Annotated in this window: 22 protein-coding genes and 2 pseudogenes; 9 read left to right on the plus strand and 15 right to left on the minus strand. The window is 62.4% G+C overall.

Annotation, left to right across the window (positions count from 1 at the left end):
- The 4 genes from FNJ47_RS31235 to FNJ47_RS31250 form a co-directional block, all read right to left on the minus strand.
- A partial coding sequence (locus FNJ47_RS31235) for a FlgK family flagellar hook-associated protein (protein WP_236000193.1) occupies positions 1-548 on the minus strand: 548 nt, incomplete at its 3' end.
- A gap of 46 nt (positions 549-594) precedes the next feature.
- Positions 595-2,427: a flagellar hook-basal body complex protein gene (locus FNJ47_RS31240; protein ID WP_163159791.1), complete on the minus strand. Its 1,833-nt coding sequence runs from the start codon at positions 2,425-2,427 to the stop codon at positions 595-597.
- A 295-nt stretch (positions 2,428-2,722) separates the two neighbouring features.
- Positions 2,723-3,223, minus strand: a complete 501-nt coding sequence (msrB, locus tag FNJ47_RS31245; RefSeq protein WP_163159792.1) for a peptide-methionine (R)-S-oxide reductase MsrB — start codon at positions 3,221-3,223, stop codon at positions 2,723-2,725.
- Between the two features lie 71 nt (positions 3,224-3,294).
- Complete coding sequence (locus FNJ47_RS31250) at positions 3,295-4,791, minus strand: NAD(P)/FAD-dependent oxidoreductase (protein ID WP_163159793.1); 1,497 nt, start codon at positions 4,789-4,791, stop codon at positions 3,295-3,297.
- Between the two features lie 95 nt (positions 4,792-4,886).
- On the opposite strand from FNJ47_RS31250, the gene FNJ47_RS31255 reads away from it, so the two are divergent.
- Positions 4,887-5,429: a SixA phosphatase family protein gene (locus tag FNJ47_RS31255; protein ID WP_163159794.1), complete on the plus strand. Its 543-nt coding sequence runs from the start codon at positions 4,887-4,889 to the stop codon at positions 5,427-5,429.
- Between the two features lie 156 nt (positions 5,430-5,585).
- A complete protein-coding gene (locus tag FNJ47_RS31260; protein ID WP_163159795.1) occupies positions 5,586-6,011 on the plus strand; it encodes a universal stress protein in 426 nt (141 codons plus the stop codon).
- Between the two features lie 155 nt (positions 6,012-6,166).
- Here the strand turns inward: FNJ47_RS31260 and FNJ47_RS31265 are convergent.
- Positions 6,167-6,274, minus strand: a pseudogene (locus FNJ47_RS31265) (IS5/IS1182 family transposase); the annotation flags it as partial.
- A 300-nt stretch (positions 6,275-6,574) separates the two neighbouring features.
- On the opposite strand from FNJ47_RS31265, the gene FNJ47_RS31270 reads away from it, so the two are divergent.
- Positions 6,575-7,537: an alpha/beta fold hydrolase gene (locus tag FNJ47_RS31270; RefSeq protein WP_163159797.1), complete on the plus strand. Its 963-nt coding sequence runs from the start codon at positions 6,575-6,577 to the stop codon at positions 7,535-7,537.
- Positions 7,538-7,762: 225 nt separating this feature from the next.
- Here FNJ47_RS31270 and FNJ47_RS31275 read toward each other — a convergent pair whose 3' ends face one another.
- Together FNJ47_RS31275 and FNJ47_RS31280 are read right to left on the minus strand one after the other, a co-directional pair.
- Positions 7,763-7,969 (minus strand): hypothetical protein, encoded by a 207-nt coding sequence (locus FNJ47_RS31275; RefSeq protein ID WP_163159798.1) that lies wholly within the window; start codon positions 7,967-7,969, stop codon positions 7,763-7,765.
- A gap of 248 nt (positions 7,970-8,217) precedes the next feature.
- Positions 8,218-8,442 carry a hypothetical protein gene (locus tag FNJ47_RS31280; RefSeq protein ID WP_163159799.1) on the minus strand — a complete coding sequence of 75 codons (225 nt, stop codon included), beginning with the start codon at positions 8,440-8,442 and terminating at the stop codon, positions 8,218-8,220.
- Positions 8,443-8,856: 414 nt separating this feature from the next.
- On the opposite strand from FNJ47_RS31280, the gene FNJ47_RS31285 reads away from it, so the two are divergent.
- Complete coding sequence (locus FNJ47_RS31285; RefSeq protein ID WP_163159800.1) at positions 8,857-9,105, plus strand: LuxR C-terminal-related transcriptional regulator; 249 nt, start codon at positions 8,857-8,859, stop codon at positions 9,103-9,105.
- Positions 9,106-9,217: 112 nt separating this feature from the next.
- Here FNJ47_RS31285 and FNJ47_RS31290 read toward each other — a convergent pair whose 3' ends face one another.
- Positions 9,218-10,933 (minus strand): SulP family inorganic anion transporter, encoded by a 1,716-nt coding sequence (locus FNJ47_RS31290; protein WP_206685364.1) that lies wholly within the window; start codon positions 10,931-10,933, stop codon positions 9,218-9,220.
- A gap of 165 nt (positions 10,934-11,098) precedes the next feature.
- On the opposite strand from FNJ47_RS31290, the gene FNJ47_RS31295 reads away from it, so the two are divergent.
- Positions 11,099-11,614, plus strand: coding sequence for a DUF3124 domain-containing protein (locus FNJ47_RS31295; protein WP_163159801.1), 516 nt, complete (start codon positions 11,099-11,101; stop codon positions 11,612-11,614).
- Between the two features lie 114 nt (positions 11,615-11,728).
- Here FNJ47_RS31295 and FNJ47_RS31300 read toward each other — a convergent pair whose 3' ends face one another.
- Entirely contained in the window at positions 11,729-12,109 is a 381-nt protein-coding gene (locus FNJ47_RS31300) for a response regulator (RefSeq protein ID WP_163159802.1), read from the minus strand.
- A 4-nt stretch (positions 12,110-12,113) separates the two neighbouring features.
- Complete coding sequence (locus FNJ47_RS31305) at positions 12,114-12,506, minus strand: response regulator (protein WP_163159803.1); 393 nt, start codon at positions 12,504-12,506, stop codon at positions 12,114-12,116.
- A gap of 241 nt (positions 12,507-12,747) precedes the next feature.
- On the opposite strand from FNJ47_RS31305, the gene FNJ47_RS31310 reads away from it, so the two are divergent.
- The gene (locus FNJ47_RS31310; RefSeq protein WP_236000194.1) at positions 12,748-13,866 is read left to right on the plus strand and encodes an HWE histidine kinase domain-containing protein; all 1,119 of its coding nucleotides are present in this window, start codon (positions 12,748-12,750) and stop codon (positions 13,864-13,866) included.
- Positions 13,867-14,053: 187 nt separating this feature from the next.
- Positions 14,054-14,449 (plus strand): response regulator, encoded by a 396-nt coding sequence (locus FNJ47_RS31315; protein WP_163159804.1) that lies wholly within the window; start codon positions 14,054-14,056, stop codon positions 14,447-14,449.
- A gap of 242 nt (positions 14,450-14,691) precedes the next feature.
- On the opposite strand, the gene FNJ47_RS31320 is transcribed toward FNJ47_RS31315, so the two are convergent.
- Positions 14,692-14,997: a hypothetical protein gene (locus tag FNJ47_RS31320; protein ID WP_163159805.1), complete on the minus strand. Its 306-nt coding sequence runs from the start codon at positions 14,995-14,997 to the stop codon at positions 14,692-14,694.
- Positions 14,998-15,219: 222 nt separating this feature from the next.
- On the opposite strand from FNJ47_RS31320, the gene FNJ47_RS31325 reads away from it, so the two are divergent.
- Positions 15,220-15,819, plus strand: coding sequence for a sll1863 family stress response protein (locus FNJ47_RS31325; protein WP_163159806.1), 600 nt, complete (start codon positions 15,220-15,222; stop codon positions 15,817-15,819).
- 276 nt (positions 15,820-16,095) lie between these two features.
- Here FNJ47_RS31325 and FNJ47_RS31330 read toward each other — a convergent pair whose 3' ends face one another.
- Both FNJ47_RS31330 and FNJ47_RS31335 read right to left on the minus strand, forming a co-directional pair.
- On the minus strand, positions 16,096-18,537 hold the full coding sequence (locus FNJ47_RS31330) for an EAL domain-containing protein (RefSeq protein WP_236000195.1): 2,442 nt from the start codon (positions 18,535-18,537) through the stop codon (positions 16,096-16,098).
- Positions 18,538-18,885: 348 nt separating this feature from the next.
- Positions 18,886-19,122 (minus strand): DUF1127 domain-containing protein, encoded by a 237-nt coding sequence (locus FNJ47_RS31335; RefSeq protein ID WP_163159808.1) that lies wholly within the window; start codon positions 19,120-19,122, stop codon positions 18,886-18,888.
- 181 nt (positions 19,123-19,303) lie between these two features.
- Between FNJ47_RS31335 and FNJ47_RS31340 the strand changes: the two genes are divergently transcribed.
- A complete protein-coding gene (locus FNJ47_RS31340) occupies positions 19,304-20,647 on the plus strand; it encodes an aminotransferase-like domain-containing protein (RefSeq protein WP_163159809.1) in 1,344 nt (447 codons plus the stop codon).
- Positions 20,648-20,696: 49 nt separating this feature from the next.
- Here the strand turns inward: FNJ47_RS31340 and FNJ47_RS31345 are convergent, their stop codons facing one another.
- Entirely contained in the window at positions 20,697-21,074 is a 378-nt protein-coding gene (locus FNJ47_RS31345; protein WP_163159810.1) for a hypothetical protein, read from the minus strand.
- Positions 21,075-21,212: 138 nt separating this feature from the next.
- Positions 21,213-21,475 (minus strand): annotated as a pseudogene (locus FNJ47_RS31350) (YdcF family protein); the annotation flags it as partial.

Consider the following 21,475-nt stretch of genomic DNA (forward strand, 5'->3'; position numbering starts at 1 on the left):
TGCAGCTGGACATTGAGGCGTGCGATCTGCTGCAGCGCATTGTTGGCGGTGTTGACGGAGTCGTTGATGCCGGCCTCGGCATTGGCGCGCAGCGACTGGATTCCCTGCGAGGTCGCGTTGAGCTGCTGCGCCATGGATTGCGCGGCATTGACGACGCCGATGCGGGCCGATTGCGAGTCCGGGCTGGTCGACAGCCCCTGCACCGCGGTCAGGAACTTGTTGTAGGCGTCCTCAATGGTGCCGGTGGAGTCTGGATTGCCGTAGACGCCCTGGAGATTGGCCAGGAAGCTGGAGCGGACGTCGGCGTAGGAGGCGCCCGAGGTCTCGGTGCGAAGCTGGGTCTGCAGGAATTCGTCAAGCTGGCGGTTGACGCCGGTGATGAGGACGCTCGATCCGAACTGCCCGGTGGTGCCGGTATCCTGATTCAGCGTCTTCCTGACGTAACCGGGCGTCTCCGCATTGGCGACGTTCGACGACACGAGCGAGAGCGAGGCCTGCGTGGCGCGCAGGCCCGACATCGCGGTGGAGAGGGCTTGGCTCAAACCCATGGTGTGTACTCGCCTTTACTGCTTCACACGCGCATCATCGATGCGATCAGCGCACGACGTTCAAGAGGTCCTGCACCATCGAATTGGTTGTCGTGATCACCTTGGTATTTGCCGAATAGGCCTGCTGGGTCACGATCAGCTTGGTGAACTCATCGGCAATATCGGTGTTCGAACTCTCGAGCGACGAACCGACGATGGTGCCGGCCTTGCCGAACAACGCCGCGCCGGACTCATCGGTCGCCTCGAACGCACCGCCGTCGATGCGCTTGAGGAAGTTGGTGCCGTTGAAGGTCGCCACCGAGATTTCGGCGAGGTCGATGTTGCGGCCGTTGGTGTAGTTGCCGACGATGCGGCCGTTGGTCGAGACGCTGACCGACTGGAGCTGGCCGGCCGGGAAACCGTCCTGCTGGATCTGGTTGACCTGAACGTTGCCGTTGGCATCCGCGAACTGGGTCACGCCGCCGGAGCCGAAATTGATCACGGGGTTACCGAGCGACACGCCGTTGACGACGGCATTGCTGAGCGTCACCGACGAGATCGCCGGCGACATCTGCCCGTTCGCCGCAAAGGTGAAGTTGACGTTGGCGTTCTGCCAGGAGACCTGCGTGCCGGTTGCGTTCGGATTGACCTGATAGAACAGGTTCCAGGTATCGGTGTGCCCGGCGCCCAGCGAGGAGCTGTCGCTCTTGGCCCACCGGAACTGCAGGTTCACCGGCGCACCCGACACGTCGTAGGCCGTGACGGCGCCACCCGAGACGGATTCGTTCAGGAAGGTCGAATTGTCGTTGCCGACGACCTGGCCGGTGCCGACCGTGCCGCCGCCGCCGCGGGTTGCAACCGCCTGCCCGGTGAAGCCGAGTGCCGCAAGCGCGGTCGAATTCGAGCTCGTTACCTGCAGGTCCGACGCGGTGCCGGAATGCAGGGTGATCTTGCCGCCGCTGATCGTCGATGGCGTCGCGGTACCGGTGATCGCGTCGATCTTGGCGAGCAGCGTTCCGATGCTGTCGGTGACGTTGAGCTGGTTGCCGGTCGCACCCGAAGCCACGAACGTGATGACGGTGCCGTTCACCGTGATCGTATCGGCGGGCACGACAGGCGGGCCGGCAGAGCCGGCGCTGAAGTTGGTGTTGATCGAATCGCTACCCGCAGCGCCCGAGAGCAAGGTCGCAGCGGTATTGGCGACCGACGGCGTCGCCTTGTTGTTTTGCGCGGTACCGGTCACGGAGGAATCGGTATAGGGCGCGGCCGGCGTGCCCAGCACCAGCGGGTTATGCCCGGCGCTGAACGCGCCCGGCCGGATCAGCTCCGAGCCCGGGACCGAGGTGTCGTGCGCCGTGGTCAAGGGATAGGACGCGAGGTTGGCGCGATAGTCGATCTTGGTGGTCTGCTGCGCCGGCAGGAAGTCGTTCTTGAACCGCAGCACCTGCGGCGAAGAGCCCGAGGGGTTGCCGGTGGTCGGGTCGATCGGCACGCCCTCGAGATAATAGCCGGCGCCGTTGACGAGATAGCCGTCCTTGTTGAGCTGGAAATCGCCGCGGCGGGTGTAGCGGTCGACGCCGTCGAACACCGGCGAGCCGTCGGTGAAGCTGCCCGGCTTCTGCACCGCGAAGAAACCGTTGCCGTTGATCGCCATGAAGGTCGCGACCGACGCCGACTGCACGTCGCCCTGCACCGAGTTGGTCGAGCGGGACTGCGCCGTGACGCCGCCGGCGAGCTGCGCGGTCAGCGCAGTCTGCGGGACCAGGTCGAGGAAGGAGGTATCAATGCGCTTGAAGGCCGTGGTCTGCGAGTTGGCGATGTTGCCGGAGATGTTTTCCAGCGCGTACGACCCTGCGCGCAAGCCACCGACCGCCGTCGTAAGAGCGCCGAAGATACCCATGACATGTTCTCCAATTCGATTCCCGGCGGCTGGCAATCAGCAGATGGCCGCATCGGAGGAGCATTTCGCAAAGGTCGTGCCAGGAAACGAATCGTAACAAAATCATGCACTTGAAAGAAAAGCCCCGGCCGTTTAACCGGGGCACAATTGCCGGGCAGGCAACAATTGCCGGGAGGGAGCGCAGTTCTGACCGCGCTGCTGCGCTCGAAAACGCCGCTGTGTTTGACGCGTTCTCATGACGCGAACCGGTGCCCCATCCCGCATCACGTGCCGGACAGGCTTCGCTCGAAAAGCGTCAGGTCGCCGACGGCGCGGCCGGGTGAAACACCAGCGCAAAGCCATCCATGCAGTAGCGCAGCCCGGTCGGCTTCGGGCCGTCGTCGAAGACGTGGCCGAGATGGCCGCCGCAGCGGCGGCAATGCACCTCGGTGCGCACCATGCCGAAGGTTCGGTCCGACGTGGTGCCGACCGCATTGTCTAGCGGCTTCCAGAAGCTCGGCCAGCCGGTGCCGCTCTCATACTTGGTCTCGGACGAGAACAGCGGGAGGTCGCAACCGGCGCAGGCGAAGGTGCCCTTGCGGTGCTCCTTGAGCAGTGGGCTCGATCCCGGCCGCTCGGTGCCTTCCTTGCGCAGGATCTCGTATTGCTGCGGCGTGAGTTGCGCGCGCCATTCGGCGTCGGTCTTCTCGATCTCGAATTTCTCGGCAGCTTGCGCCGGCGAGGCGCGCAGCCAGCGGAAGGCGGCAAGGCCGAGCAGGCTGGCGACGGATGCAAGCAGGATACGGCGATCGATCATCATCATCTCCGATGCGGACGGCCAAATTGGCGATCAGGTTCGTCCATAGATACGAACCCCGCCCCCGGACGTTACATCCGTCCGTCCGAGATCCGCTCACTTTCTTGCGAGGGATGAGGATATGGCTCCTCGCCGCCCGTAACCGGCCGGGGCGTGGGCGGCGGGACCGGCCGCACGACGGCCCCCGGCGGATGGCGGGGCGCCGGCCCCCTGGTTCCGGCCTTGAGATTGGCCTCGGCGAGCCGCGCCTCGCGGATGCGCTCCTTCGCACGTGCACCCTCGCGGTGGCGCGCCAGAACGCCCGCCACGGACGAGGCGCCCCTCGCCCACAGGCCGATGAAATGACCGGCAACGCGGCCGGTGGTGCCCCCCGCCCAGACCAGCTCGAATGGCGAAAACAGCCGCCAGCGGTCGTCGCCCCACAGGATGCTGCGCGCAATCAACTGGCCCGCGAGCGCCGAGGTGTTGAGCCCCTGCCGGCCGAAGCCGCTCGCCACCCACAGGCCTCTGCGCAATTGCCCGATCTGCGGCATGCCGTGCACGGTGACGCCGACAGCGCCGCCGAACATGTCCGCGATCGGAACCTTGCCGAGTTGTGGAAACACCGTGGCGATGCGGCGCTGCACCGCCTTACCGAGCCGCTTTGGCTGCGCGTCCCAGGTGGTTTCGGGACTGGCCCACAACAGGCGATCGCCATCGACGATGCGGAAATGGTCGATGCCGTCGCTGTCGACGACCGAGCCGGGAAAGGCGATCGCCTCCGCCAGCCGTTCCCCGAGCGGCTCGGTCAATGCCGCGTAGCGCCACACCGGCAGCAACGTATCGGACAAGCGCTTCAGCGGCGCACCGAGATGGATATTGCCGGCGAGGACAATATGGTTGGCGCGCAACCGCGCCGTCGGTGTCACGATGCGCTTGCGGATGCCCGAGAAATCGATGCTGACGACCGGCGTCTCCTCGAAGATCCGCACCCCCGCCCGCACAGCCAGCGCGGCGAGCCCGTGCACATATTTGCGGCCGTCGATCTGGAACGCCTTCGGATAATAGATGCCGTGGAAGTAGCGGCCGGTCCTGAGCACGCTGCGCACGCGATCGACCTGCCAGCCTTCGACCTCGGTCGCAAAATCCTCGCCCAGCGTCTGCAGGCGGCTGATCAGCGCCTCGCCGACATCGACATTGGAGACTTCGAGCGCGCCGTCGCTCGCCTTGATGCCCGGTATCAAATCCTCGGTGGCGGTGGCGCGGACATAGTCGGCGCCCTCCTTCGACAGCGCCCACAACTCGCGGGCATCGTCGAGGCCGACGCGCTCGATCACATCTGCTATCGGCAGGCCGAAACCCGGCATCACGGTGCCGAGATGGTGGCCGGAGGCGTTCCAGCCGATCTGGCGGCCCTCGAGCACGGCGACGCTGGCACCAAGCCGCGCCGCCTCGCGTGCCACGGTCAGGCCGGCCAGCCCGGCCCCGACCACGCAAATGTCGACGTCGAGGTCGAACGCCAAACGGTCGCGGAACGGCGAAGCCGCCTCGTCGGGGCCGTCTGCCGCACTTGTGGAAGTCTCGCTCATGTCGTTTCTTACGAACCGCTGCGGCGCTTGTCACCTTGTCCAGGGCATGAGCCTGTAGAATTAATTCGACCAGACCGAATCGAGAATGGAAGTCCATGCGCCGTTTGCTGCTGCTGCGTCACGCCAAGACCGAACACGACGCGCCTTCGGGCCACGACCAGGACCGCCGTCTCGACGAGCGCGGCCACCGCGATGCGGCGGAGATCGGCGGCTGGATCGCCCGCCCCCCGCCCCTGCCCAATCTGGCCCTGGTATCGCCGGCGGTCCGCACCACGCAGACCTGGGAGATCGTGCGCGAGGCGCTGAAGGGTGCAGGACCTGCGCCGAAAGTCGAATTCGTGCCGGAACTCTACGGCGCCGATCCGGCGCAGTTGCTCATCGCGATCCGGATGGCTTCCGTCACCGACCCGAAGCGGCTGATGCTGATCGGCCATAACCCCGGGATGCATGAGCTCGCGCTGACGCTGACCGGCAGCGGCGACCAGGCCGCGCAGCGCGCGCTCAGCGACAATTTGCCGACCTCGGGGCTCGCCGTCTTCGACTTCGCGATCGACGACTGGAACGAGGTCTCCTTCCGGCGCGGCAAGCTCGTCCTGTTCGTCAGTCCGAAGCTGTTGAAGCAGGCCTCGCGCAGCTGACACGAGCGGACATCGCCGCTCCGCCATGCTATATTGATTATCGCGCGACAGGGGGACCGGTTCGCGTCGACACCACGGGCTATCCGAAGAAAAAGAAGCGCGCGTCCCGGCACAGGGACCAAACGGCTCCAGACCAATCGCGGACAGGAGGCGTAGATGTACAAGTCCATTCTCGTGCCGATCGACCTCGCCGATACCGATCTTGCGAAGCCGGCGATCGCAACCGCTGCGACATTGTCGCAAACATGGAACGGCGCGGTGCGCCTGCTCAACGTGCTGCCGATGACGCCGGTGATGCTCGCCGAGTATGTGCCGGCGGATTTCGACAGCCAGCAGCGTGAAACGTCCGAAGAAGCGCTCGCCATCGTCGCGCGCGAATCCGGCATCGCGCCGGGGCGCATCTCCGGCGTGGTCCGCCAGGGCGGCATCTATCACGAGATCCTTGAAGAGGCCGCCAACATGAAGGCCGACCTGATCGTGATGACCTCGCACCGCCCGGCGATGCGCACCTACTTCCTCGGCTCGAATGCCGGACACGTGGTGCGCTACGCCAAATGCTCAGTGCTGGTGGTGCGGCACTAAAGCTGGATGAGTTAGGGGCCGTCGCAGGCGGTGCTGCCAAAATATCGAAAACAACCCCATGCAAAGTAGCCGGCGGCTGCCGGTGTTCGACCAGGCGACTTGACACGTCGGGCAACTCAGGGATATATTTCTAATATTCCGAAATTACACACGAAGATGCCGTTGAGGACGCGGCGGTCGTTCGCTGGTGGCACGCCGCGCGGCTTGTTGGGCAGCATCGGCTTGATGGCCGTCCATTCGTCATCGGAGAGTTCGTAGCGCATGATTCGGCCCCTTCGGTCAGGCGCTGGAACCACGGCTCGGCAGTCAGGCTCAATGAGGCGCCGACCGACGGCGATTGGTCGCTATGCACCGAAAAGCGGACGCATTGTGCTCACGTTGAGTTCTTCACGTTGTGACCCGAAGCGGACCTTGCGCCGATGCTGCCGGAGGCGCGGTGCGGGCTCGAAAATAAATTCGTAGAGCATGTCGTTTTGGCGGTCCACCGTTCGACTGGGTGTCGGCGGAGCCACTTCGGTTGTGGCTGGAGCTCACAATGTGACTGGATCTTACGGAGTTTGGCGATGACGATCTCGCATCGATTTATCGAGACAAATGGCATTCGAATGCACCTGGCCGAAGCAGGGAGCGGCCCCACCGTGCTTCTCTGCCATGGCTTTCCGGAGTGCTGGTATTCGTGGCGGCACCAATTGGAAGCGCTCGCTGCCGCCGGATATCGCGCCATCGCGCCCGACATGCGTGGTTACGGGCAGACGGACAAACTTGATGCGATCGATCAATACACTCTATTGCATTTGACCGGAGACATGGTCGGATTGCTTGACGCGATCGGCACGGATCAAGCAGTCGTTGTCGGACATGATTGGGGAGCGCCGGTCGCTTGGCGCTGCGCTCTGTTCAGACCGGATCGATTTAGGGCCGTCGTTGGCTTGAGCCTGCCGTTTCAGGTGCGTGGTCCCGACCGACCAAGCACCGTCATGCCGAGGACCGAAAAGCAGCGCTTCTATCAACTGTATTTCCAGACGCCAGGCGTTGCCGAGGCAGAACTCGAAAAAGACGTCCACAACGCAATCAAGACGACATTGTTCGCCCTATCTGGCGATGCACCGGTTGAAGATCCTGCGTCGCTCACGATGCTTCCTAGCGAGGGGGGCTGGCTTGATGGGAAGCCTACAACCCAATCATTGCCGACGTGGCTCACGGACAGTGACATCGAATTTTACGTTGAAGAGTTCAAGCGCACCGGCTTTGGAGGAGCTTTGAATTGGTATCGCAACATTGATCGCAATTGGGAGTTGCTCGCACCATGGTCCGGCGCAAAGGTTCAGGTCCCGGCACTCTATGTCGTTGGCGATCGAGACGGGGTTTACAGATCGCCGAGTTGGAGCCATCTCGTCCCTAGCCTGAAACAGTTCGTGCCCTTGCTTCGCGAGACAATAGTCTTGAAAGGTTGCGGTCATTGGACTCAGCAAGAGCGCGCCAAAGACGTAAGCAATGCGCTCCTGGAATTCCTGAAACAGTTATAGATCGCGAACGGGGACTTGCGTAGACGCGGCAAGCAACGCAATGTCGCGTTTTGGTCCTCCTCGAACCTCCGGCGAGGTCCGCTTTCTCGCCGCTCTCAGGGTGAGAGCGGACGCCAAGCGACCCTCACCCAACTCCGATTGATGAGTACTCGGCATAGCTAATTGGTCAGCTGCTACCATCGGGGCAAAGCCACGAGCAAAAGAATGCTGCAAAGCGTTATTCGCCTAGAGGCGATTCCGTTTTTTCTGGATCGGGCACGCCTCGCGCTCGATGGAGGCGGCGACCAGCGGCGCCTGGTCGGCCGCGATCGGCGGCGAGAACACGAAGCCCTGCACGAGGTCGCAATCGAGCCCGCCGGGCACGTCCACTTCGGCCGGCAATTCGGCCCCTTCGGTCAGGCGCTGGAACCACGGCTCGGCAGTCAGGCCCAATGAGGCGCCGACCGACGGCGATTGGTCGCTATGCACCCGAAAGCGGACGCATTGTGCTCACGTAGCGTTCTTCATCTTGTGACCCCAGCAGACGTTTGCTGGATTAACTTTTGTTCTGGCGTCGCTCCGGTTCCGGATGCACACTGGTTCTATTACCAGCACGGCGCCGTGCTTTGATCAGTGATGAGAACGCCGGCTGCGCTCCCTCCCCATTCACGCAGGGAAAGGAGAGTGCCATGGGACGACACTCACAATCCCACATTGATGACAATCTGAACGCGGAAAGAGCCCGCATCATAGAGGAACTGAAAAATGCGCAGCCAGGACCGCACCGTGATCTTCTGGAACGCAAACTGCGCCAGCTCGAAACCGCCTCTCATGTAGACGGATGGCTGACGTCGCCGGGTCTGCAACCCCCTGAAGAATAAGGTCGTCTCAGCCCGACCGTGCTCGTCATCCAGCTGCGTCATCACCTGATGGCCCTTCTGAGGCTTTGGGTCCGGCCAAATATCGGGTTTGCGCCAAAACGGGCCGCACTGACGGTCGGACCGGAGATTGCGGAGGGTCCGCCATCCTTCGACGTCCCCGCCAGCGCTCGCGCCGTATTACGTCGAGCATCGAGCGCGGCATCGTCCTCGACCGGCGTTTCGCTCACCGTGATGTGTCGGTTGCAAGTCTGGTGCATCTCCTCCTTCGGGTGTATAGTCCGGGCGCTGATGGTTGCTCCGACCGCGCGGACGCTGGGGTTGCTGGTCGGGCCGACAGGAGGGCTTGGTCATGCGTCACCCATCCAGACAGCTACTTGACAGCGAAATTGCGTACACCGTGGGCGTAGTCGGCCTCGGGTTGCTCCCGGTAGCGATGGCAATCGCGGCGCTGCTCGTGCCGTGACACAATTCGACGGGCAGCTAGAGCCGCCGAAGCTCGAACGACGGCCGATCTTGAGCCCGCGCGAGAAGCAGCTGTTGCGGCGTTTCGCCCGAGGCAAATCGGATAAGACAACAGCGCATGAGATCGGCGGCACCGAGCAGGTCGCCGCACAGCGCGCAATGCTGCTCAAGAAGCTCCAGATTTGCTCGCAGGAGCATCTCGTGTCGGTCGCCAGCCAGTTTACGGCTTGGCGGTCATCTCATTGATGTTCGCGGCATGTCCACGTTTAGGGATGGCGCCGACTTAGGCGAGCAACTCCGGTATGGCGCCTGTTGACCCGAAGGCGATATGCGAAAGGGTCGCATTTTGTCAAACTAGTCACAGATCGTCCTGGTTAAGCGGCGCGACGCGTTGCGCCGCCTGCCGATAGCCCTTCAGGGCCTGGCGTAGTGTAGGGAAGATCCATGTTTCATGTTCCGGTCGGTAGAGACCGGCTTCCCGAAACCGCGCGAGAAATTCGGCCTTGCGCCCGGCAAGTATCAAGGACGCTCCGCGCGCTTCCAGCCTTTCCCGCAAATCGCGAAGCGCATACAGACCGTTTATGTCGATCTGGCTGACTGGAATTGCATCAATCACAAACCATTGAAGTTCCGGGCCTGCGGCCTCGGCTACCGCAAGCGCCCTCGTCTTGAAGTAATCGGAATTGAAGAAGGTAAGCGGCCCATCGAAGCGGTAGAGCACAAGACCCGGAAACGTCCTGGCGTCCGGATGTCGGTCGATCGAATGCAGACCGGGAAGCCCGTCGACTGTTCCCAGGACTTCGTCTCTGGGCCGTGCGGTCAACTTGACGAAGCGGACTAGGGCCAACCCCACCGCGATGAGGATTCCGTTGATAGCCCCCAGCGCGACCACTCCCAGCGTAGTGATCACGGCCAAGCCGACCTCGGTACGATCGATGCTCCAGATTTCGCGTAGCGTTCGTGTGTCGAATAGCGAAATTGAAGCGAAAACAAGCAGTGCGCCCAAGGCCGCAATCGGCACATATCGTAAGGGGCCGGTCAAAAACAGCAACACTGCGGTGATCGTCACCGCAGCCACCAGGCCAGTCACCTGGGTGCGGCCGCCGGCTGCAGCGGCTACCGCCGTGCGCGAGTCAGCGCCGGTTACGGCGAACCCTTGAGATAAGGCAGAGGCGAGATTCGCAGCACCAAAAGCTGCCAATTCACGATCAGCGTCGATCTCGTACCCACCCTTCGACGCAAAGCTGCGCGCTGTCAACATGCCGCTCGAAAACAGCACGAGAGCCAACCCCGCCGCGCTGCCAAGCAGGGATGGTATGTCGTCCTCTGGAAATCTGGGCAATCGCAACGGCGGCGCACCCCCAGGAATCGACCCCAGAATTGCTACTCCGTACCGGTCCAGCCCGAACAGGGCGACCGCAGCGCCGGCGGCGATCAATATGATCGGAGCAGTGGGAAGTCGCGGCACCCAGCGCGCCAGCCCAAACAATATTGCCAAGCTTGCCGCTCCCACGATCAGCGTCGGAACCTGCGTCTGAGGAACCTTGGCGAAGATTTCGAACAGCTGCGGAATGATCCGCTTGGATTCGATGGAAAAGCCGAGAAGCTTGCCGACTTGCCCGAGACAAATCGAAACTGCGACCCCATTCAAAAGTCCGACAAGGATTGGCTTGGAGAGAAATTCCGCAAGCGCTCCGAGCCGAAAAAAACTCGCTGCAATGCAGAACATGCCGGCCAGAAACGTAACTGCGACCGACAGCGACCAGTATATTTCAGGATTTCCACCCGCCAGCGGAGCTACCGCGGCAGCGACCATAGCGCACACCGCTGCATCGGGATTCACGATCATTTGCCGCGAAGTGCCGAAGATGGCGTACGCGACCAGCGGCAGAATGCTCGAATAAAGCCCCACGACGGGATTGAAGCCCGCCAGCTGCGCGTAGGCGATCGCGACCGGCAAGGCCACTGCGGCAACGGAGACCCCTGCCAACAGATCATGCCGAAAGTCTTCCGCAAATCTGTAGGACAAGAGTTTTATCAATCCGGGTGCAATACGCGTCAGACGGTCCATCATGCCGGATCACGGGTAGAGGTGCGCCGGGGCGCAAGCCACACAAGTCTAACTGCGCGGGCGAATGTCCGGCAACGTTGATCTACGTCAACGCCGCCCATCCCAAGGTGCCCACGTTCCAATCACTCGCACCCGACCGTGATGTGTACGACGGCGATGGAATAACAGATGGGAAAGCCAGCAATCTTCTTAGCGCTGTTGCTCCTAGCGGTGTCTGGAGCGCGAGCGCAACCTGATCTCCCAGCTCTTCTAGCGAAATTTGCGGGCTCAATTGTTGATTTGCCGCGCGAGCCTTCAACTCTTCGAGGAAGAATTTACGTCCCAGCGCATTCAAGCCTATTGGTCCGGGACGGAAACACTAGGCTCGACCTGTCCGTGACGCTTTCGGTTCAAAATACGTCGGAGACGGGAACCCTTGTCATCGAGCGGATTGACTATTTCAATGTTGATGGTCAGGTGATCGATAGATATCTGCCACGGGCGATCGCGCTAAAGCCCTACGGCGCAATCCAGATTGTGGTCCCACAACAAGACATTCGCGGTGGCTTAGGCGCAAATTTCGTAATCGATTGGTCGTCGCCGGAAGCAATTGATGAGCCTTATTTGGAAGCGATCATGATCGGAGGCCCGGGCACTCAGGGCCACAGTTTCGTTTCAGTCGGTCGAAAGGTGAGCCGTCCCTGAGAGGGACTTGGATCGGTGCCCGGCATGTCGCCTATTGGCCCCGAAGCGGACTTCGGCGGTGATTTATTGGAAGCGAGATGCCTGGAAGCTAGCGACTACCAAGGCTTCGGAATTCTAAGGCCGCTTGCGGCTCGCGAGCAGTTGGCGGATGTGGTCTAGCACGGGTCGATAATTCAGCCTCTTCCCTGCCTGCGGGCCCTCGTCGCAAAGATCACCGGCGAGCGCGAGAACCTTTCCGACCGTCGCGCCTAGCATCGTCTTCACAGTTGGGTGGTTGCCCCGTATCCACGCAGAAAGAGCAAACCCAGAGCCGGTGGGACCGCCGACGTCGATCAAGGCGGCATCGATCGAGTATCTCCCGCCTTCGAGGCATTCACGTGCCTCGTCGTGGTCAGTTGCCTCCACTACGCGATAGCCGCACTCGCGAAGGTACTCTGCCAGCGGATGGCGCACGAGCACGTCTTGCTCGACGATCAATACAGTTGCTGCCTGCATGCTACTACAGCGCTGGGCCGAGCATCTCCGCGATCAGCATTGCGATCTGCTTGGGATCGTAGGGCTTGCTGATGAACCCACCTACGCGGCTCGCTGCGCTCTCCAATTCCGTGCTTCCAGAGGCAACGAGGATAAGGAGCATCGGTTGCATGACGCGAACCTTCCCAGCCAAGTCGAGACCATCAAGGGTTCCGGGCATCCGGACGTCGGTTATCAGCGCGTCAATTCGCTCGCCTGTTGAGATGTAGTCCATCGCATCATCTGCGGTGCTCGCCTCAACGACCTCAAACCCCGCACCTCGAAGCTCCTCAGCTACGTCAAATCGGATGAACCATTCGTCCTCCACGAGCAAAACCCTGACCCGCTCGCTCTCTTGCTGCTGCCCTTGGGGGACCATCGTTGGCTCCTCGGATGCTGGTCAGCCAACCTACAGAGGGGTCCTACGTTCCAAGCCATTGAGTTCTTTTGCTAATTGAAAGACGTAAGCGTCGGGCGGGAACATTCTCGGGTGACCGCCGACCTACAGCGGCGGTTGATGACCGCTTATGGCTCGTTGCAACAACTCGTTGTCCCCATCTCGCCGTTGCTCTGTTAACATCAGGGTTTCGTGGGCCATTGTTCCCGATCACAATATCTGCTTGTTGATCGTCATGGGCACTGTTCGAAAAGTAAAAGGCGATTTTCCGCGAGCCGAGGGCGAAGCTGCCGCACTCATCCGGTCCTTCGACTGGTCCACCACAAGCTTGGGACCAATCGTTGGGTGGCCAACCCACCTCAAGAGCGCGGTCAGCCTCATGCTGCCGGCCAAAGCACAAATCGTGCTGTTTTGGGGAGCCGAATTTGTCGCTCTCTACAACGACGCCTATGCACCTACGATAGGTCAGAAGCATCCAACGGCACTCGGGCGGCCTGCACGCGAAAATTGGGCCGAGTTGTGGGACGATTTAGAACCGCTACTCAGGCGAGTTCTCGACACCGGCGAAACAGTCTTCGCGAAGGACCGCCCCTTCTACATTGAGCGGCACGGCTACCCAGAGACAGTTTATTTCGACATCTCGTATTCTCCAGTTCAAAACGAGGCTGGCGAAACGGACGGTGTACTCTGCATCGTTAGTGAGACGACTGACCGTGTAGTCGCGCAAGAGCGCCAACGGCTGCTCGCTCGGGAAGCAAACCATCGCGTAAAGAACATGTTTGCCGTTTTCCACGGCATCATAAGTCTGAGTGCTCGGTCAGCCAGAACACCGCAGGAGATGGCTCAATCATTACGAGGCCGTCTTGACGCTCTCATGCAGGCCAAGGACCTGATCCGTCCTGGAATTATGGGTACGGAGGCGCATAGCGAGCGAACGACGGTGGGAGACGTGGTGCGAACGGTCTTGCGGCCATATGAAGATGAAGCGTCCCGCGAACGCATCAAGGTAAGAGGACCAACTGTGCCCGTGGGGGCTATGGCCGTTACAAGCCTCGCTCTCGCGCTGCATGAAACCACGACGAATGCGGCCAAGTATGGCGCGTTATCGGAACCAACCGGTTCGATAAACATCGCATGGGAGACGCAAGGCGGGGACTTGCATCTTGAATGGGAGGAGACAGGCGGCCCGGTGATTGTTGCTGCGCCTTCGGCAAAGGGTTTTGGGAGTGTGCTTGCGGAGCGCAGCATTGCCGCTCAGCTCAGCGGCAAGGTGGAATATGATTGGCTACCGAGCGGACTCAGGTTGAGGGTCTCGATCCCTCTGGATCGTCTTGCAGTCTGAGGGCGGCGACAATTCGTCCCTTGCTGCAACACGCTGCTGGAAATCGCGGGTACGTCTCCTTGGACCGCAATAAGCATCGCCAACAATGTTCCTTGCATTTACGGAATATCTTCACTGCGCAAATGGAACGATTGTTCACTTTGTAACTTAAGCCCGCTGCATCCTCGCGGCAGGAGATGGTGATATTGTGAAAATTTCCCTGCTGGTCTTAGTGGTCGAAGACGATTACTTCATAAAAGAACTTGCTGTAGAAGCATTGTCAGAGGGCGGCTTTGAACCGCAAGCCGTAGCGTCAGGCGAAGAAGCATGCGCCCTTCTCCAAGAAGATCACCATAAGTATCGAGCGCTCGCTACCGACATCCATTTGCAGGGCGAGCTTACCGGCTGGGACGTTGCTAGGCAGGCGAGAGAGCTTAGCCTCGATATGCCCGTAGTCTACATGACCGGCGACGGCGCTGACCAGTGGCCCTCACAGGGCGTTCCGAACAGCATCCTGCTTACGAAGCCATTTGCGCCAGCACAGCTCGTGACAGCTGTTTCCAGTCTACTTAACGCCGCTGCTCCGATAGCGTCGACAGAATAACCATTGGTAGTTTCATTCATTTTGGAACGTCGGCAGTCGGGCCCTTCTCGAACCTCTGGCGGGGTCCGCTTTCTCGCCGCTCTCAGGGTGAGACCGGACGTCAAGCGCCCCCTCACCCAACTCCGATTGATGAGTACTCGGCATAGCTGATTAGTCAGCTGCAATCATCGGGGCAAAGCCACGAGCAAAAGTATGCTGCAACGCGGTGCTCGCCCAAAGCGCGATGAGAAGAGGTCGAATCGTCATCGCGCTTTAGCTCTTTGTTTGAGCATGATCTCCGCGCAAACGCGTTCCGCGTTTGTCGCGAGGGAAAACCGCTTCGCACTTTTCCGGATCATGCTTTGGAGGCGATTCCGTTTTGGCTGCATCCCGCACGCCTCGCGCTCGATGGAGGCGGCCACCAGCGGCGCCTGGTCGGCGACGATCGGCGTGGAAAACGCGAAGCCCTGCACCAGGTCGCAATCGAGGGTGCCGAGCACATCCACGTCGGCCGGCAATTCGGCCCCTTCGGTCAGGCGCTGGAACCACGGCTCGGCAGTCAGGCTCAATGAGGCGCTGACCGACGGCGATTGGTCGCTATGCACCGAAAAGCGGACGCATTGTGCTCACGTTGAGTTCTTCATCTCTTGACCCATTTCGGAACTCGCAACTTCTCGAGTGAAGTTTGGTCGGACCGCGGAACACCTTTTGACTCACATCAAAAATAGCTTGGCGCGGCATGTTAATCGGCAACATGGGGCGGCATTCTTCGACTTCATGGAGACGAGCAAATGGTTACACAAAGCAATATCCACTTCTTTGCAAATTGGGCCAAGGAGCGTCTCGACGAAATGGACGCAACGGTGATCTCGCTTGAGAGCAAGGCTGCCGAAGTGCAGGCCGATGTCCGCGACAAAGCCAAGAAGGTTCTTGCGGACCTGCGCTCGCAGCGTGATGACTTCCGCGACACCATGAAGAAGCAGTCGGAAGCTAACGAGGCCGCGTGGATCCAGACAAAAGCAAAACTTGAGGCTGACTGGGGCTTGTTCGAGGCCGAGGTCAAGAAATATGTCGAAAGCTTCGGCAAGCAAATCGAGCACCAGCAAGCGACGTTCAAGCTTCAAGCCGATGCCCAATTGAAAGCGTGGCGCGAAGTGGCCGAGAAGCTTGGCAGCGATGCCAAAAAATTCGCTTCTGAGCGTCGGGGCGATATCGACGCTGCCGTTAAGCGTATGAACGCAGATGCAATCGAGGCGGAGAAAAAACTAGAGAAGTTGAATCAGGCGGGGACCCAGTCATGGTCCGCACTCATGGCAGCTTTGACGGAAACGCGCACTGCCTTCGATCGCGCCAATGAGGCTGCGCGGGAAGCGTTCAAGCGAGCTGCTTGATGGAGCACCCGGTTAGACTCGGAGAGACCGCTGCGAGGCGGTCTTTCTTTTTTGCTCGACGAGGATCAAGAATTGACATTCTCGGCGTGTATCGTCGGCGATTGGCCCTTCTCGAACCTCCGGCGAGGTCCGCCTTCTCGCCGCTATCAGGGTGAGAGCGGACGTCAAGCCACCTCACCCAACTCCGATTGATGAGTGCTCGGCATAGCTAGTTGGTCAGCTGCCACCATCGATGCAAAGCCGCGGAAAAAAGAATGCTGCCAAAGCAGTGTTCGCCTAGAGGCGATTCCGTTTTGGCTGCATCCGGAATGCCTCGCGCTCGATGGAGGCGGCTACCAGCGGCGCCTCGTCGGCGGCGAGCGGCGGGGAAAACACGAAGCCCTGCACCAGGGCGCAATCGAGGCTGCCGAGCACAACCACTTCGGCCGGCAATTCGGCGCCCTCCGCCACGACCGTCATGCCGAGCCCATGCGACAGCGCGATGATGCCGCCGAGCAGCTTGCGCTTCTCAGCGGTGGTGGAAATGCCGTCCACGAAGGCCCGGTCCACCTTCAGCCAATCGAACGGCAGGCGCGTCAGATAGCCGAGCGAGGAATAGCCCGAGCCGAAATCGTCCAGCGCCAGCCGGACGCCGAGACCGGAGAGCGCCATCAGCGTGCGACTGATCCGCTGCTCGGTATGATCCACGAACAGGCTTTCGGTCAGCTCAAGGCAAAGCAAGCGCGACGGAAAGCCGGTCTCCGCCAGCACGGCTGCGACGGCCGTGTCGAAATCCACGCTCCAGATCTGCGCCGGCGAGACGTTGACCGAGACGAAGCGCGGCGGCAACCCGGCGTCGAGCCAGGCGCGGCCCTGCCGGCAGGCCTCGCGCAACACCCACAGGCCGAGATCGACGATGAGCCCGGAGCTTTCGGCAATCGGGATGAACTCCGCCGGCGAGATCGGCCCGCGCTCGGGATGGGTCCAGCGCAGCAGCGCCTCGAAACCGGTGACGCGGCCGGTCCTCAGGTCCACCTGCGGCTGGTAATGGGCCTCGAGGGCGCCGGCCTCCACGGCGCGGCGCAGATGGCGGCCGAGATCGAGCCGTTCATCGACCGCCTGGGCATAGACCGGCTCGAACAGTCGCGCACGGCCGCGCCCGGCCTCCTTGGCCATGTACAGCGCCAGATCCGCGTTGCGCATGGCGGTCTCTGCCGTCGCCCCGTGCTCCGGCAAGCGGGCGATGCCGATGGTGGCGCCGACGGAAGCCTCGCCCTCGGTGAGATCCACCGGACCGGACAGCTTGCCGATGAGCCGATCGGCAAGCCCGGTCAGCGCGGCCTCGGACATGCCGCATCCCTCCGCCAGCACCGCGAATTCGTCGCCGCCGAGCCGGGCGATGAAGGCATGCGGCCCCAAATCCTGTCGCAACGCAGCCGCCACCTGGATCAGCAATTCGTCGCCGGCGGCATGGCCGAGGGAATCATTGACCTCCTTGAAGCGATCGAGGTCGATCAGCAGCAGCGCACCGACGCGGCCTTCCCGGGCGCAGCCCTCGATCAGGGCGGCGAGCTGGCGCTTGAACAGCGCGCGATTGGCAAGGCCGGTCAGGGGATCGCTGTAGGCGAGTTGCTCGAGCTGGCGCTCGGCCTCCTTGCGCTCGGTGACGTCCTGCACGGTGCCGATGATGCCGACGACGTTGTCGTGGGCGACCTCCGCCTTGCAGATGACAGCCAGGTCGCGGGCGGCGCCGTCCGCATGCAAGATGCGCAGGTCGGTGGCCTCGGTCCTTCGGGTGCGGAGGACCCGCTTCTGCACGTCGCGAAAACGGTCGGCGTCGCCGTCGAGGAAGTAGGGCCTGATGCTCGCGTCGGTCGGCTCGAACCTGTCGGGGTCGAAGCCGAGAAGCTGGTAGAGCTCGGGCGCCCAGATCGTGCGGCCGGTGTCCAGCCGGTAGCTCCAGGTGCCGATCTTGCCGAGCCGGTGCGCTTCCTCCAGCGCCCGCGTGCGCTGATCGAGCAACGCCTTGGCGGCCCTGAGCTGGGTGATGTCGCTGGAGGTGCCGCGATAGCCGAGAAAGCTGCCATCATCGGCAAAGATCGGCTTGCCGCTGGTGCAGATGCTGACGCGCGATCCGTCCTGGCCGATCAGCGTATAGGTGAAGTCACGAAAAGGGCGATGGGCCTCCATGTCGGCCCGGTGCCGCGCCATGGTCTCCTCGTCCTCGGGCGCATAGGCGAGCTCCCAGCGCGCCTTCCCGCCGGAGGCCACCGTCTGGAAGGCCGCGTTGCCGGCAAGCGATTTCGGATAGGGCAGCAACCGGTGGGCGGCGTCGCTCTCCCAGCACCAGTCCGAGGCGGTCGAGACAAAATCGGCCAGCCGTTGCTCGCTCTCCGTCAGGCGGCGCAGCGCGGAGGTCTCCTCCGTGATGTCGCGGACAATGCCGGACACGCGCCGGACCTGACCGCGCGCGTCGAACTCCGGCTCGCCATGCACCATGCAGTCGAGCAGGCTGCCATCGGTGCCGCGGAGCCTCGTCCGCACCGCATAGGGCAGGCCCTCCGCCCAGCAGGCCGCGTAATGCGCCTCCAGAAGCTTTCGGCTTTCGGGCAGATAGCGCTCGCGCACCGTCGCGATCGGGACGAAGCCGTCGGCGGTCTTGAATTCGTAGAAGGCAGCGAGCTCGGGAGATATCCAGAAATCGGTCGCGGCGGCGCTCTGCGCCTCCCAATAGCCCATGCGGGCCAACCTGATGGCGCACCGCAGTGACCGCTCCTCGTGCCAGCGGCGACGCGCTTCCCGGTTCGGGGCCTGCCCTTGCGACAATTTGCGAGCGGCCATCGGTCCCCAACTACAACGCTAGCGTACGCGACGAGCACGCTAGCATAGAGCATCACAACCTTGGTGCGACGGCGCTCACAAACCCGGGTTCCTTCGCATATTTGGTGTAGTTTCGGTGAATTCGGCAACCGGCAGCAAGCTCGGCAAGGGCCATCGAGCGAGGACGATCTCGACCAGGAAAAGGCCAATGCCGCGCGCTGCGCCAGCCGTGCTGGCGGCGTCCGCTTGGACGCCGACAGCAGCATCTCAACGGATCCGGACCAGCTCGATATCGAGATCGCCGGTGACGGCGGTCTCGATGTGGCAACGCGAGATTCCGATATCGCGCAGCGTCCGGTCATCGAGCTGGCGCAGCGTCTTGATCGCCTCGCGGCGCACCCAATAGGTCGCGAGCGCATCGCCGCAAATTCGGAGCAATCGGAGCAATCCGGCCAACATGCTGGACCGCGCGGGCGACGCGGCGGCTGAGGATATCGTCGTCATTGTCATCTCCTTCGGCGCCCATGAGGCAAAGCTATGCCGTTGACACAAATGCCGTTTCAGCACCTGCGCCGTCGGGACCTCGGATTGCTTGCGCGCTCCTCGGTACAATCATGGGCTTGTTCTGTCTTCAATGATCCGGTACATTTCTCGGAGCAAGCAAAACATTGCTCTCGGTGCAATAATGTCGAGATTCGAATATCTGAAGCTGGCGGATGCGGTGGCCGCCGAGATCGCCAGCGGTGAGCTGAAGGCGGGCGACCGCCTGCCGCCGCAACGCCATTTCGCCTATGACCGCAACATCGCCGTCTCGACCGCGAGCCGGGTCTACACCGAGCTGTTGCGGCGTGGGCTGGTGGTCGGTGAAGTCGGCCGCGGCACCTTCGTGTCCGGCGAAGCGCGCCGCGGCAACGCCGCCCCGCCCGAGCCGCGCGGCGCCCGCATCGACCTCGAATTCAACTATCCGCTGCTGCCGCACCAGGCGACGATGATCGCCAAGAGCCTCGAAGGGCTCGAACGACCCGAGGTGCTCGAGGGCGCGCTGCGGCCGGCCACCAGCTTCGGCACGCGGGCGGCGCGAACCATCTCCGCGGAATTCCTGGCGCGCAAGAACTGGTCGCCGAATCCCGACCAGATCGTGTTTACCGCCAACGGTCGGCAATGCATCGCCGCCGCGCTCGCCGCCGTCGTGCCGCCCGGCGGACGCTGCGGCGTCGAGGCGCTGACCTATCCGTTCGTGAAGGGCATTGCCGCGCGGCTCGGCATCTCGCTGGTGCCGCTTGCGATGGACGAGCACGGCGTCCGCCCCGACGCGGTGCAGAAGGCCCATCGCGAGGCCCATCTGTCCGCGATCTACGTGCAGCCGACGATCCAGAACCCGCTCAGCATCACGATGCCGGCCGAGCGTCGCGCCGAGCTGTTGCGCGTGGTGGAGAAGCTCGGGCTCGTCGTCATCGAGGACGGCGTCTACGGCTTCCTCGACGACGAGGTGCCGCTGGCCGCGCTCGCGCCGGACAGCTGCATCGTGCTCGACAGCCTGTCGAAGAAGGTCGCGCCGGGCCTCGCGCTCGGCTTCATCGTCACGCCGCCGCGGCTGCGCGAGAGCATCATGGCCGCGGTGCGCTCGGGCGGCTGGACCGCGTCGGGCTACGCCTTCGCCGCGGGACAGCGGCTGATGGCCGACGGCACCGCCGCCGAATTGTCACGGCTGAAGCGGATCGACGCCGGCCGTCGCCAGCAGCTGGCGGCGAAGCATCTGGCCGATTTCGAGATCCAGACCAACCCGAAGTCCTATCACCTCTGGCTGACCCTGCCGCCGCACTGGCGCTCGCAGACCCTGGTCGCGGCCGCGGCGCGCCGCGACATCGCGCTGACGCCGTCGACCACCTTCGCCGCCACGCCGGGGCACGCGCCCAATGCGGTGCGGCTCGCGCTTGCCGCGCCGCCGATGGAGCAGCTCGACCTCGGCCTGCGGACACTGGCGGGAATGCTGAGCGCGACCGAAGAGGATTTCGACTCGACGGAGTGACATCGCGCATTCACTGCGAGTTGTTGGCCTTCGAAACGCAGCACCAACATCAATAACCACAGGCGGCATACGTCTTCCTGGCGAGACGAAAATGCGCGCCCTCGGCAACGAAATCGACATCGAGGCATTGGTTGCCCCTGCGAAATTCCCCGATCACGCCGCACTGCAAATATTCGAGGTTTATCCGCCAGCGCTTTTCCTGCGGTGAATAGGTCGCGAAGTCGTGCTGCGCGACCGGCGTTCCCTTGCAAATTCCGGCAACGTACTGCCGCACGTCGAGCGGCAGCGCGTCGATGTGATGGGGATCGAGGGGATCATGTTTGTTGCCTACGCTGCCGCCCTTGGAAAGAACGGGAGCGGTGCCCAAGAGCACGAGGCATAGAGCCAGAATGGGGGTCCGGATTGTCATCTGACGCTCCAGCTGCAAGTCAATCAGCAAGTCAACTTACAACGCGTTGCTTACAGCCCGCTTACAGTCCGATCGCGAGAACCGCTGCTGCACTGCGCTCGATTGCTTCCGGCAGCAGCGCATCGGACGATCGACCGACGTTGCAGCGCCGTCGGTTCAGGCCGCGGGCCACTCCGCGATAAATCCGCTCGCCTTGTAAGGTTCGATCTTGTCCCATTCGTTCAGGACGCGACGGCGAAACTCGGGAACGGTGTGCCAGTGCGCGCGAGGGACCGCAAAACCATCCACCGTCACCAGCATCTTCTCAACCTCCGGCCAATGCCGGTGCAACGTCATCGGATAGCGCCGCGCGGTCCCGCTGTTGCCGAGGCAGATCACGCTTCCGACATTGGAGAGACCCAGCGCCGCGTCGATCACCG

It is taken from the genome of Bradyrhizobium uaiense (assembly GCF_010811875.1).
Lineage (GTDB): Bacteria > Pseudomonadota > Alphaproteobacteria > Rhizobiales > Xanthobacteraceae > Bradyrhizobium > Bradyrhizobium uaiense.